Source organism: Mucilaginibacter sp. PAMB04274, from assembly GCF_039634385.2.
Lineage (GTDB): Bacteria > Bacteroidota > Bacteroidia > Sphingobacteriales > Sphingobacteriaceae > Mucilaginibacter.
Genome location: NZ_CP155081.2, coordinates 683,274 through 696,351, shown reverse-complemented (window position 1 = coordinate 696,351; position 13,078 = coordinate 683,274). Strand labels below are relative to the sequence as shown.

General features: G+C 44.7%; 12 protein-coding genes. 6 read left to right on the top strand and 6 right to left on the bottom strand.

The features are described 5' to 3' along the window. The first annotated feature begins 269 nt into the window (after positions 1–269). Together ABDD95_RS02890 and ABDD95_RS02885 are read left to right on the top strand one after the other, a co-directional pair. Positions 270–2,537: an aconitate hydratase gene (locus ABDD95_RS02890; RefSeq protein WP_345950397.1), complete on the top strand. Its 2,268-nt coding sequence runs from the start codon at positions 270–272 to the stop codon at positions 2,535–2,537. Between the two features lie 83 nt (positions 2,538–2,620). Further along, positions 2,621–3,808, top strand: a complete 1,188-nt coding sequence (locus ABDD95_RS02885; RefSeq protein WP_345950396.1) for a retropepsin-like aspartic protease — start codon at positions 2,621–2,623, stop codon at positions 3,806–3,808. A gap of 9 nt (positions 3,809–3,817) precedes the next feature. Here ABDD95_RS02885 and ABDD95_RS02880 read toward each other — a convergent pair whose 3' ends face one another. Further along, complete coding sequence (locus ABDD95_RS02880) at positions 3,818–4,237, bottom strand: DUF983 domain-containing protein (protein ID WP_345950395.1); 420 nt, start codon at positions 4,235–4,237, stop codon at positions 3,818–3,820. Further along, positions 4,215–5,117 carry a helix-turn-helix transcriptional regulator gene (locus ABDD95_RS02875; protein ID WP_345950394.1) on the bottom strand — a complete coding sequence of 301 codons (903 nt, stop codon included), beginning with the start codon at positions 5,115–5,117 and terminating at the stop codon, positions 4,215–4,217. Before ABDD95_RS02875 ends, ABDD95_RS02880 begins: the two co-directional genes overlap by 23 nt. A 186-nt stretch (positions 5,118–5,303) precedes the next feature. On the opposite strand from ABDD95_RS02875, the gene ABDD95_RS02870 reads away from it, so the two are divergent. Next, a complete protein-coding gene (locus ABDD95_RS02870; RefSeq protein ID WP_345950393.1) occupies positions 5,304–5,951 on the top strand; it encodes a DUF6624 domain-containing protein in 648 nt (215 codons plus the stop codon). Positions 5,952–6,017: 66 nt separating this feature from the next. Beyond that, complete coding sequence (locus ABDD95_RS02865; RefSeq protein ID WP_345950392.1) at positions 6,018–6,701, top strand: NAD-dependent epimerase/dehydratase family protein; 684 nt, start codon at positions 6,018–6,020, stop codon at positions 6,699–6,701. On the opposite strand, the gene ABDD95_RS02860 is transcribed toward ABDD95_RS02865, so the two are convergent. After that, positions 6,698–8,194, bottom strand: coding sequence for a hypothetical protein (locus ABDD95_RS02860; protein ID WP_345950391.1), 1,497 nt, complete (start codon positions 8,192–8,194; stop codon positions 6,698–6,700). The genes ABDD95_RS02865 and ABDD95_RS02860 overlap by 4 nt on opposite strands. Before the next feature lie 127 nt (positions 8,195–8,321). Further along, entirely contained in the window at positions 8,322–9,956 is a 1,635-nt protein-coding gene (locus tag ABDD95_RS02855) for an ABC transporter substrate-binding protein (protein WP_345950390.1), read from the bottom strand. 95 nt (positions 9,957–10,051) lie between these two features. Between ABDD95_RS02855 and ABDD95_RS02850 the strand changes: the two genes are divergently transcribed. Beyond that, positions 10,052–10,639 carry a TMEM175 family protein gene (locus tag ABDD95_RS02850; protein ID WP_345950389.1) on the top strand — a complete coding sequence of 196 codons (588 nt, stop codon included), beginning with the start codon at positions 10,052–10,054 and terminating at the stop codon, positions 10,637–10,639. A gap of 107 nt (positions 10,640–10,746) precedes the next feature. Beyond that, on the top strand, positions 10,747–11,616 hold the full coding sequence (locus ABDD95_RS02845) for a DUF5694 domain-containing protein (RefSeq protein WP_345950388.1): 870 nt from the start codon (positions 10,747–10,749) through the stop codon (positions 11,614–11,616). Positions 11,617–11,677: 61 nt separating this feature from the next. Here the strand turns inward: ABDD95_RS02845 and ABDD95_RS02840 are convergent, their stop codons facing one another. Beyond that, positions 11,678–12,157: a DinB family protein gene (locus ABDD95_RS02840; protein ID WP_345950387.1), complete on the bottom strand. Its 480-nt coding sequence runs from the start codon at positions 12,155–12,157 to the stop codon at positions 11,678–11,680. A 21-nt stretch (positions 12,158–12,178) separates the two neighbouring features. Beyond that, positions 12,179–12,976, bottom strand: coding sequence for a M90 family metallopeptidase (locus tag ABDD95_RS02835; RefSeq protein WP_345950386.1), 798 nt, complete (start codon positions 12,974–12,976; stop codon positions 12,179–12,181). Between the last annotated feature and the right edge of the window lie 102 nt (positions 12,977–13,078).

Here is a 13,078-nt window from a genome sequence, read left to right as displayed (position 1 = left end):
ATATCCAGTTTTATACCTAAAACAGATGACAAGATGCGTAAGCTACGCTCACCCGAATGCAATATGCAAAACGTCAATCTGAGATAACAGCATAATTAATTTTTTTAAGATAATGCTAATTAACCAACCACTATTCAGAACAAATCTAAATAGCATTTGCGCAAACCTGTACTACCATTTGGGCGTTAAATTTTGTACATTCGCGGCGTTCCCCCTTTACAGGGCTTTCGAACAGCAAATTGTTCATTTTTTACCTAAAAATCAATCAAATGGCTTTTGATTTAGATATGATTAAAAAGGTGTACGACCGCTACAGCAGCCGTATTGAAGCTGCCCGCCAAGCGACCGGCAAACCTTTGACTTTAACTGAGAAAATTTTATATGCCCACCTAACTGAAGGCGATGCTAAAGCAGCCTATCAGCGTGGTGTTGACTATGTAGATTTTGCACCTGACCGCGTGGCTATGCAAGATGCAACAGCGCAGATGGCGTTGCTGCAATTTATGCAAGCTGGTCGTCCGCAGGTGGCTGTACCTTCAACTGTACATTGTGACCACTTAATACAAGCTAAAATTGGCGCTGCAGAAGATTTAAGCACCGCTAAAGATATCAATAGCGAAGTTTATGACTTCCTGGCTTCTGTTTCTGATAAATACGGCATTGGTTTCTGGAAACCGGGTGCAGGTATTATTCACCAGGTAGTATTAGAGAACTATGCTTTCCCGGGTGGTATGATGATCGGTACCGATTCGCATACACCTAATGCAGGTGGTTTAGGTATGATTGCCATTGGTGTTGGCGGTGCTGATGCTTGCGACGTAATGGCTGGTTTACCATGGGAGCTTAAATTCCCTAAACTGATTGGTGTTCACTTAACCGGCAAACTATCGGGCTGGGCATCAGCAAAAGACGTTATCCTGAAAGTGGCTGGTATATTAACCGTTAAAGGTGGTACCGGTGCTATTGTGGAGTACTTTGGCGAAGGCGCACGTTCACTATCAGCAACTGGTAAAGGTACTATCTGTAACATGGGTGCCGAGATCGGTGCAACTACATCCATCTTCGGTTACGATGAAAAAATGGCTGCTTACTTACGCGGCACGCAACGTGAAGATATTGCGGGCTTAGCCGATGCAGTTAGAGAGCACTTAACCGGCGATGCTGAAGTTTATGCAACGCCTGAGCAATACTTTGACCAGGTGATCGAAATTAACCTGAGCGAGCTTGAGCCACACGTTAACGGTCCGTTTACTCCGGATTTGGCATGGCCTATTTCTAAATTTGCTACTGCAGTTAAAGAAAACGGCTGGCCTACCGAGCTGGAAGTTGGCTTGATTGGTTCATGTACCAACTCATCTTATGAGGATATTACCCGTGCCGCTTCTATTGCAAAACAAGCTACCGATAAAAACTTAAAAACCAAAGCTGAGTACACCGTAACGCCAGGTTCAGAGCTGGTACGTTATACTGTAGAGCGCGATGGTTACTTAAATACGTTTGAGCAAATTGGTGGTGTAGTACTGGCTAACGCCTGCGGCCCTTGTATTGGTCAATGGTCACGCCATACTGATGATCCTACCCGCAAAAACTCTATCATCACTTCGTTTAACCGTAACTTTGCTAAACGCCAGGATGGTAACCCGAATACACACGCTTTCGTAGCCTCTCCGGAGATTGTTACGGCGTTTGCTATTGCAGGTGATCTAACCTTTAACCCGTTAACCGATACCCTGACCAACGAAAACGGCGAGCAGGTGAAACTAGACGAGCCACTAGGTATTGAATTACCGGTAAAAGGTTTTGCGGTTGAAGATGCGGGCTACCAGGCCCCTGCCGAAGATGGCAGCCAGGTGGAAGTTTTGGTTGATCCGAAATCATCACGTTTGCAACTGCTTGATCCATTTGCAGCATGGGAAGGTACCGACATTAAAGACCTGCGCTTGTTAATTAAAGCTAAAGGTAAATGTACTACCGACCACATTTCTATGGCTGGTCCATGGTTAAAATTCCGTGGTCACCTGGATAACATCAGTAACAACATGCTGATTGGCGCTATTAACTATTATAACAACACTGCCGACAGCGTTAAAAACCAATTGACCGGCGAGTACGGCCCGGTTCCTGCTACACAGCGCGATTACAAGGCTAACGGCATCGGTTCAATCGTTGTAGGAGACGAGAACTATGGCGAAGGTTCATCACGCGAGCATGCTGCAATGGAGCCACGTCACCTGGGCGTTCGTGTAATCCTGGTAAAATCATTTGCCCGTATCCACGAAACCAACCTGAAAAAACAAGGTATGCTGGGTATCACTTTTGCTGATACTGCCGACTACGATAAAGTTCAGGAAGATGACCGCATTGACGTTTTAGGTTTAACCGAGTTTGCCCCCGGCAAACAGTTAACCGTAGTATTACACCACGCCGATGGAACTGAGGATTCATTCCCGGTTAACCATACTTACAACGCTCAGCAAATTGAGTGGTTTAAGGCCGGTGGTGCATTAAACATCATCCGCAGGCAACAAGTTGCTTAATTAAGCAACCCTATTTTATACAAGCGCCATTGCATTGCAGTGGCGCTTTTTGTTTACGCCCTGTTTTTTGTTAGTTTTAAACTATGCGTTATTCTGGTGTACGAATATTTTGGGCAAGCCTCCTCGTGTTTATTAGCATCTGCTTTAACAGCTGCAGTCAAAGCATCGATTACAATAAGGGAGGGACCGATGCTAAAAACTACTATCAGGAAATTCCTTATGAAATGATTAACGGGAAGCTGTTCATACAGGTAACCATTAACCAGCGCACAGCCCGCTTTTTGCTGGATACCGGTGCACCAACCCAGCTCACGCCGGACTTGGCCAAGGAATTAAACAGCCTGTTTCTAAACAGCATTGTTGCTACAGATGCCAACGGCAATAAAGACTCGCTCAATCTGGTAGAGTTAAATACGATAAGCTTGGGCAAAATTTCTTTTACCAATGTCCCCGCTTTGATAGTAGCCAATGAATTATATGATTGCTGGAAAATTGAAGGGGTTATAGGCAGCAATTTGCTCCGTAACGCTATTGTTAAAATTGCCCCCGTAAAAAAGGTGCTTATTTTGACCGATAATGAGCAAAGGCTAGGGCTGAACAAAAGCCATAGCGCTAAACTGAACTTGCTCAGAAACAAGCAAAGCAGCCCTATATTAAAAATCGACTTAAATAACCGGGTTAACCTCGAGGTAGAGTTCGACTCGGGTGATAACGGCTTTTTACTGCTATCGCCACAGCATATGCAACAGTTGGGCCGCTTTGGCGCGTTTAACGTAATTGAAAAAGGCTTTGGCGCAGTACACCGCAGTATTTACGGCTTGCAAAAAATGGATTCGACTTACCGGCTTGTATTTCCAACAGTAACCGTTGCAGGTGTTACCTTTAAGCATGCAGCGGTAGAAACCATAGCCAATACAACACCCCGTTTAGGCACTACCCTACTGCAATATGGCGCTGTTACCTTAGATTATAAACACGGCAAGTTTTACTTTGACCCAAACTCCAGCAATATAGACTTGACCGAAAAACAATGGCCGGTTGATTTTACCACACAAGGAGAAAAACTTATTGCCGGTGTAGTATGGGGTAATCTGCAAAATCAGATTACTCCCGGCGACCATATCACAGCCATCAATGATGTCCCCTTCCCCAAAACTAACCTGTGCCAATGGCTCAATGGCAAACCCATTTTAGAAAATGTAGAACAGGTTACTTTAACTATCAAAAACACAAAAGGTGAGATTAGAAAAGTGCAAATAACTAAACAGTAATTGCTGCCGTTACCTGTTCATTCGGTTAGGGTCAAAATGCAAATTGGGCGTTAACCAGTATAACAATATCACCCGCGAAAAACGAAAGTTGAACGGGGCCAGTAACAATGCCGAGGTTAACAGTATACCTATATACAGCCACGGCGATTCCAGATTGCCGGTGAGTATGTACGTGGCGACAGCCAGTGTAACCATTTCGGCCACGTTCATGGCGTAGCTTACAAACATGGCCACGTAAAAATAACCGGGCTCTATTTCAAAATGGAAACCGCAGTGCGGGCATTCGTTATGCATTTTTTGTCCACCAAACTGGTACATGCCGTTGGCAAACATGTTGCCGGTGCGGCATTTTGGGCACTTGGCATGTACGGCTGATTTAATTTCTGACGGATGGGCCATACGTGTTTTATCTAAGCTTAACGTTTTCATGGTTTATTGATTTTAAGGCCTCTTTCCTGAATTCTTCAGGTGTGATGCCCGTGTGTTTCTTAAAAAATTTGGTAAAATAAGAGTTATCGTCAAAATGCAGGCGCCCGGCTATTTCGGCTATGGTAAGCTCCAGGTTAATAAGCAGGCGCTTAGCTTCCAGCACAATGCGGTTACGGATCACCTCGCCGGCCGGTATTCCCAGCACATCCTTACAAAGCGCATTTAAATGGTTGGGCGTAATGTAAAGCAGTTCGGCGTAATCTTTGGGCAAACGCAGTTCGGCATAATGCTGCTCAATCAGCTTCTGAAAGTTTTTGAGCAAGGTATAATTATAGGCATTAGGCTGTTTAACGTTTTGCTCAAAACCCAGCCTACCAATGCTGATGAACAGTTGTAATAGTAATGCACGTACCATATCCACACCCATGCGCTGCGCATCATCGCTTTCATTAACCAGGTGTTCAAACAATTGTATAACGGCTGCCTGCACAGCTTGCGGCAGGTTAATAACAGCGTCGGTAATGTTGCCGCTTAAAAAAGGGAACTGCTCCAGGTAATCGGGCTTTAACAGGAATGATTGAAAGAACAGTGTAGAAAAATTGATGACATAACCATCAACCTTACCGGCAAAGTCCCAGCTGTGTACCTGTCCGGGCACCATAAAATAAATTTGATAAGGTTTCACCTTAAACTGCTCAAAATCTATAGCGTGTGTACCCGCCCCTTCGGTAAAAAATACCAAATGGTAAAAAGTATGTTTATGCGCCAAGTGAAGCTTGTGGTGTTGTGCCAGGTAAGGTGCAAACCGGCTTATTAGTATATCTTCCTGCTTAAAGTCAGAGAGTGTGCATATATCATAAACTGGTATTTCCTTTTTCATAACATTACAAATGTACACTACAAATTACCACCAACTATGGTAGTATTTAGGGCCGTTATGGTACTATTTACTGATGGTTTTATTTTTCGGTTATATCTTACACACTTCTTTTAAGTACATCCTGTTAAACTTTCTTTCTAACTTGTTCATTTACATTAACTTTGCTCATATCTAGCCTTAAGCGTTATGAAAAAAGTCGCTTTGCTTTTTTTACTGATTGCCGGCCTGCATGCCGGGGCACAAACCAACCCTCAGTTAAAACACCAACTGGACAGCATTATGGTGCTCGACCAAAAGTACCGCGATACGTTAATGCAATTAATGATGCCGGTCACTAAAGATGCGATGTTGAGAAAATTAGGGATGGGACCTGCACAAGCTAACGCACATTACTGGAAGCTACAAGGCAGGATTGACTCGCTTAACTTAATCTTTATTGAGAACACATTTAAGCAGTATGGCTACCCCGGTAAAAAGCTGGTAGGTGAGCCGGCTAACGAGTCGGCTTGGAATGTGATACAACACTCGGGTAAAATAGCTCGCTATATTACTGTTATTGAAACTGCCGCCAACCACCGCGAGCTACCCTACCGTTTGTACGCCATGATGTTGGACCGCCACCTGATGGACGAAGGTAAAGAGCAGATATACGGCACCCAGGCTACCTGCCGTAACCTTAAAAATGGGAAGCAGGATTGCTTTATATGGCCGGTAAAAAATCCGTCCACGGTAAATGCCCGCCGCATTAATGCAGGCTTTACCACAACCGTTGAGGAGAATGCCAAGCGTTTAGGCGTTAACTACCGGGTGGTAAACATAAAAGAAGTAAAATAGCCTTATCACCGTTTTTAAACAAAGTTATGGTAAGTCTGTACTTAACGGTATAAAATCAGGGAGCTTATGAACCAAACATCAACACTTCTGCGGGTTATTATAACAGGAGCCACTGGCATGGTAGGCGAAGGCGTTCTGCACGAATGCCTGGAAGCTGCCGAGGTAGCGGAAGTGCTGCTGCTTAACCGCCGCCCATCGGGCATTCAGCACCCTAAAGTTACCGAAGTTGTGCATGCCGATCTGTTTGATCTTACAGCTGTTGAAAACCAGTTGATTGGTTACAACGCTTGTTTCTTTTGCCTCGGTATGTCATCAGTTGGTGTAAGCAAGGAGGAATATTACAAAACTACTTATGAACTGACCATAAAAGTGGCTACCACACTGAGCCGCTTAAATGGTAACATGACATTTAGCTACATATCGGGCGCTGGTACCAATAGCAGCGAGCAGGGTGGCAGTAACTGGAGCCGGGTAAAAGGCAAAACCGAGAACGATTTAAAGCTGCTGCCCTTTAAGCAAGTGTACAACTTTAGGCCGGGCTTTATGCTGCCCACACCCGGGCTAAAAAATACGCTTAACTTTTACAAGTATATTAATTGGTTATATCCTGTATTACGGCCATTGTTTCCGGGCGCTTTTGGTACCTTAAAAGAGCTTGGGCAAGGAATGATTAATGCTACTGCCTACGGTTATCCAAAACAAACGCTGGAAGTTAAAGACATACGGGCGGCGGCAGAGCGTAAGCCTTAAAGCCTTACGCCTATTACTAAAAACACTGCACAAACTATCAGCAGTATAGCCATTAACGGCCAAACAAACTTCCACCATGATTTAAGGCTGATGCCTACCAGTGCGAGCGAAGGTAACAGCAAGCCAGTTGGGGTAATGAAGCCCATAATGCCCATACCAAACAAGTAGCTATTTACAATCTCCCTACCGGGCACGTGTGCTGCGGCGGCCAGCCCACCCATAATAGGCATCGTAACTACCGCCATACCAGACGAGCTCGAAATAAATAAGGTGAACAAACAATACAATACCAGCATCATCACCATAAACACGCCCGATGGCATACCACTCACCAATTGGGATGCCTCGTAAACAATGGTATCGCTAATGTTGCCGCCATCCAGTATAGCGGTAACGCCCCGGGCCGCCCCAATAATGAAAGCTACGCTTAATAAACCTTCGGCACCTTTAATAAACGTTTCTATAAAATCCTTTTGCCCCATGCGCTGCAGTATGGCAATTAACACAGCAGCTACCAAAAACACGGCCGACATTTCCAGCAGCCACCAGTGCCATACCACAACACCCGTTATCATGGTGGCAAATGCCAAAAAGAAAACGATTAGCAATAAAATAGTGCGTGATGTTAGCGGGCTGCCGCCGCCCTGTTCGCTAAATGCTGGGAACGGGCTTTGCACAGCGCCATCAGACCGGTAAACCAGCGAAGCAGAAGGATTATTACGCACTTTTTGCGCGTACCGGAACACGTAAGTGATGTATATAGCGGATGACAAGACAAACATCAACAAGCGGCCATTCAGACCATCGGTCCAGCTGATACCACAGGCATTTGATGCAATTATGGTAGAGAAAGGATTGGAGAATGAAGATAGCGTACCCAGTTGCGTACCACCAAATATAATCGCTACCGGAACCAGCAAATCATACCCCGCAGCTAAAAACAAGGGTACCAGTACAGGGTAAAATGCAAAGGCTTCCTCGGCCATACCGTAAGATGCGCCGCCAAAAGTGAGCAGGAATGTAATAATGATAATGAGCCAGCCCTCACGGCCGCGCATGGTTGCAGATAAGCTCTTCAGACCGGCCTCCAAAGCGCCGGTAGCATTAAAAACCTGAATAAAGCCGCCAATGAGCAGCACAAACAAAATAATATCAATAGTATCATAAATACCTTTAATGGGAGCCTCAATTACACTTACTACCCCCTGAGAATTTCGCGGTAGCCGATGATAACTGCCGGGCACAGATACCGGCTTGCGTATAGTTCCATTGGTAAAAGCCGCAACGGGCGCGCTTATGTGCAAGCTGTCCAGCGTTTTTTGAGTAACAGAAAGCTGCACTTCGGTACCGTTTTTATTCAGGACAAAGTATGGGGCCGAGTAGGTTAGCGTATAAAACTTACCGGCAGGAACCAGCCATGTTGCCAGTGCAGCCAATATAATGACCACCATTAAAACGGATAGCGGATGTGGTATTTTACTGATTAAGCGCATGCTATCTTAATAATTTGTCCTTACTGCTCCTTCTTAATAAGAAAGCAAGGGTGTGTTCGTTAGTCGCCTGGTGAGCCCTTGCTGTCACGCAAGCATCTGCCTTTATGAGGGGCAATTTGACGTTCACTTATTCTTTTTTGACATTCTTTAATATCAGCAAATTGAGCGGGTTAATGCTATAACCGCTCAGGTTGTTTTGGTAAAGGTTAACCAGCTTGTCATAATACAAAATCACCACAGGCGATTGCTGCATCATCAGGTTGTCCATTTGCTGGTATAATTTAAATCGCTGCTGATTGTCGCTTATGCGGTAAGCCTGCTCAAACAGTGCATCAAACTGCCGGTTATGAAAGCCCGTATAATTGGGCCCGAATGGTATCTTATTTTTCCCGTAAAATACCGACAGGTAATTTTCAGCATCTGGGTAATCGGCAATCCATGATGCTCTAAAGAAATTAACGCCATTTTTGGCAATCAAATCGCGCAAGCTGGCTCCCTGTACAAGCTCCACCCGTGTGCGTATGCCTACCTTTTGCAGCTCGCCCTGTATAAATTCAATTAGGTCGCGGTAGCTTGTAGTGGTACTCAACACTACCTCGGGTAAATTTTTACCACCCGGAAACCCGGCCTCTACCAGCAGTTGCTTGGCTTTTTCGGGATTATAGCGGTATCCATGCACCGCAGCAGTATCAAACCCGGGCATACCCTGCGGTATAAAGCCGGCATATCCCGGCGTACCGGTACTGTTGCGCAAAAATTTGATCATGTTGGGTTTGTTAATAGCGTAATTAACCGCCTGCCTAATCTTTAATTGCTTTAAAGGCGAGTTTTTAACAATGGCAATATTGGTATCAACCAATATACCCAGGTATTCGGTATTTAAATAGGGGGCAATGTGAACCTTAAACCTGCCTTTGTATTTTTTGGTTACCCGACCCGATTTGGTTAGAATATCATCGCGATAGCTGCCATCGATGCCATTAAAAAAGTCGAGCTTTTTTTTGATGAACTCCATAAATGCGGTCTGCTTATCGCTGATAAAGGTTGACCTTATAGCATCCAGGTGAGGTAGCGGCCCGCCTTGCTTATCCTTTTCCCAGTAATGTTCGTTCTTGAGCAACACCATTACCTCGCCTTCTTTCCAGTACTTAAATTTAAACGGACCGGTTCCCACGGGGTGGCTCCGGAAATCCTTGCCATAGTGTTCAACTACCTCGCGTGGAACTAAAGAACAGTATTGGGCAGTAAGCACACTCAACAACGGCGGAAAGGGCTGCTTTAACCGGATTTGAAAGGTAGTATCGTTCAATGCTACAAACGCCTCTTTACCGGTTACCTTATCACTAAAAATCCATGAACCTGACGAGGCTACTTTTGGGTCAATAAGGCGGCCGAAGCTGTAGGCAAAATCAGCAGCGGTGGCTATCCTCCCCTTTCCTCCGGCAAATAAGGCATCGTCCTGAAAGCGCACATCGTTGCGTAAATGAAAGGTATAAATGGTTCCATCAGCAGACAGCTCCCAGGTTTTGGCAACGCAGGGTATCACGTGCAGGCTATCATTAATCTGTACTAACCCGTTATAAATTTGGTTATCCATCCACACTGCATTCTGGTTCCGTGCAAAAGCCGGGTCCAGCGAGCTAAGACCTTGATCGAGGTTGACGCTAAAGATGGTTTTATGCGATGAATCATTTGCCGGGCGGCAACCCGCCATTATACATGCCCACAGTAACAGCAGCCAGTATTGTTTGTAGCTATACATTGTGCTAAATATCCGAAAATATTTCATTGATAGCTTACAACCGCCCTTTTGCGTTACTATTTTTACTGTACATTAGCTTTACTTAAACCAACTGCATGAATAAAGGACGCTTAGAGGCATTTAGCGATGGTGTGATCGCCATTATCATCACCATTATGGTACTGGAACTAAAAACACCCCACGGCGGCACACCCGCCGATTTAAAGCCGTTGATACCGGTGGCTTTAAGCTATATACTCAGCTTTGTTTATGTAGGCATATACTGGAACAACCATCACCACATGCTGCATGCCGTGCGACAGGTACGGGGTAGCGTGCTTTGGGCCAACCTGCACTTGCTGTTCTGGCTATCCGTTATTCCGTTTGTAACCAGTTGGATGGGCGAAAACCACTTTTCGAAATGGCCCGTGGCGCTTTACGGTGTTATATTATTGATGAATGGCGCGGCTTACAGTATACTGGCCTTATTACTGGTTAAACAAGCCGGGCCACAATCAACATTGGCAATAGCTATTGGCAAGGATTGGAAAGGAAAGCTTTCGGTAATAATTTACCTTGTTTCGGTAGCAGTGGCCTTTATAGAACCGGCGATCAGTTTGGTTTTATATACCCTCGTTGCCCTGATGTGGATCATACCCGACAGACGTATTGAACGTGTGCTGTTAGAAAAAGAAGACAGCTAAAATAACCTCCTCACCATCAGCATTAAAGCTCAATTTAATATAAATTATGCGGCAGGCGTGTAACGATAGCTTACTTTTAAGCTCTTAATTATATATACCTATCCTGCATGAAACCATTATATAGCCTGCTTATACTATTAACCGGCCTTGTACTACCCGGATTTTCACAAACACAAAAACCGCAAGATAAAATCAGCATTATGCTGATGGGCAGCACACACTTTGGGCAAGAAGCTTTTCACAAACAAGGCCCGTCTATGGACCTGTTCAGCGCGGGCCGCCAAAAGGAAATAGCCGCTATTAACAACCAACTGGCGGCTTACAAGCCCGATATGATTCTCATTGAGCGAGAGCCAAGTGAGCAGCATATGGTGGATAGCTTATACCAGCTATTTAAATCCGGAAAACTTGAGTTTATCCAGTTGGAGCATGGCCGTGCTGAACAATACCAGTTTGGCTACAACATAGCGCGAAAATTGAATTTACCGCGTGTTTATGCTGTAGACTTTTATACCAGCGTACCTACCCGCTTAATTAAGGAGGGGAAGAATTTAGAGCATTTTACTGATGCCATGAACGCCTACTCAGCAATAGGACGAACGCTTGATGGGGATTTGAAAGAACAAAAGCTAAGCCTGAAAGGCTACCTGCTAAAGTTGAACTCGCCCCAACTTTACCAGCTTACCTATTATAACATTTACATTAACCCGGCGAAAATCACCAACGGTAGCTTTGGCAAAACCGACCAAATTACGGATACCGCCCGGATTGACAAAGAACACATTGGCGCCGATTATATCTCTTTATTCTACAGCCGCGAGCTTAAAATTTATAGTAACATCCTAAGCGTACAGCAAGCTTACCAGGGCAAACGCATTTTGCTTATTATGGGCCAGCGTCATGCGGCGGTATTGTCTAAGATTTTTGAAAATGACCCTGCTTATCAATTAGTGCCCATAAGCCAGTATTTGAAATAACACTTTGCAAGTTTGATGCATTATCACAACTCAATTTATGGCGTATCAATCAAGCTAGTATTTAGAACCTGATTACATCCGCATCGGGCGGTGTATGCCCCAACAGCCTGAACATACTTAACAACTGCCCTTTATGGTGAAACTCATGCGTAATTACATGGGTAAATATCTCAAGCGGGGTTGATTGCTCGTTTTGGCCGTTTGCGGTGATGCCGCTAACTACCTCGTTTAATTTACTACGGTAATGGTTTAAAAAGGTATCCACCATTAAATCAACCATACTGTATAGCTCCCTAATGCTGCTTATACTGGTGAAGGCATTTTCATTGGCATATTCCCGATTGAACTGCATGGCAAAGTTAGCCGTCCAGTGCAAGTATACGTTGGCATTGTGCACTAGCAAGTAGGCTATGCTTTTACCAAACGCAGGTACCGGCACCTGTAACAGATCGCTTAAATGCTGTGCAGCAAAATCCAACACTACCTCGCGCGAACCTTTAATCATCTGATATTGCTGTTGCAATATGGCTATCTCTTCCATAAAAATAATTGGAATGCTAATTTACTCAGCAGCCGGGTCTTGTGCAAACAGGCGACTTAATTGCTGGTAAAGCTCAGGGTGTTTGTTTTGTAGCTGTTCGGGCTTTTCAAAAAAGTACTCGGCAGCTACGGCCAAAAATTCCGCTTCGTTGGTAGCGGCATAAGGGTTAATATCTGACTTGCCTTTCTCAATCCTGTTAATCTCCTGGTGCATCATTTTTAGCCAGGGGGCTGCATACTCATGCGGCAGCAGGTTTTCAGGCACGCCATCTGTAGCGCCATCAGACTTATCGAGCAGATGCACAAACTCATGTATACCCGTATTCTGCTTTCCCGACGAACTGGAAAAACCATTTCTTAATGCGGCCCTCGATAACAACATTTGCCCGTTCATAAAGCCTGAGCCAACCATGCCCATAATGTTACGGCTGCCGTCCTCCCCTTCAAACTGAAAATCATTGTTAAAAGCATCAGGGTATAAAATAACGTTGGTCAGGTTGTTATACCGCCACTCGTTGTAACCAAAAATAGGGATTACGGCACTTGCAGCTACCAGTACACGGTCAACATCATCAACCTCTAACCCTACGCCTTCAATCCGGATGCTTTGTATAAACCCGGCAATCATGCCCTCAAACTTTTGCTTTTCCGGTTCATCGAGCTTTTGAAAATAAGGCACATGCTCGGTTAGCAGCTGTTTGTAATTTGAATCCAATGGTTGTAACGGCGTTTCGGCCGACCGCTTTTTACCAAAAAGTTTAACACCAATGAAGGCTAACAAGAGTATTACAATAACGGCTACAACAATAAAAGAGGTCATAATTACAGATTAGTTAGGTAAAGTAAACATTGCACAAACCATATAGTTGATACCGCTAAAACTTTTACCATACAAAAGAGGCACTTTAAAAGTGCCTCTTCA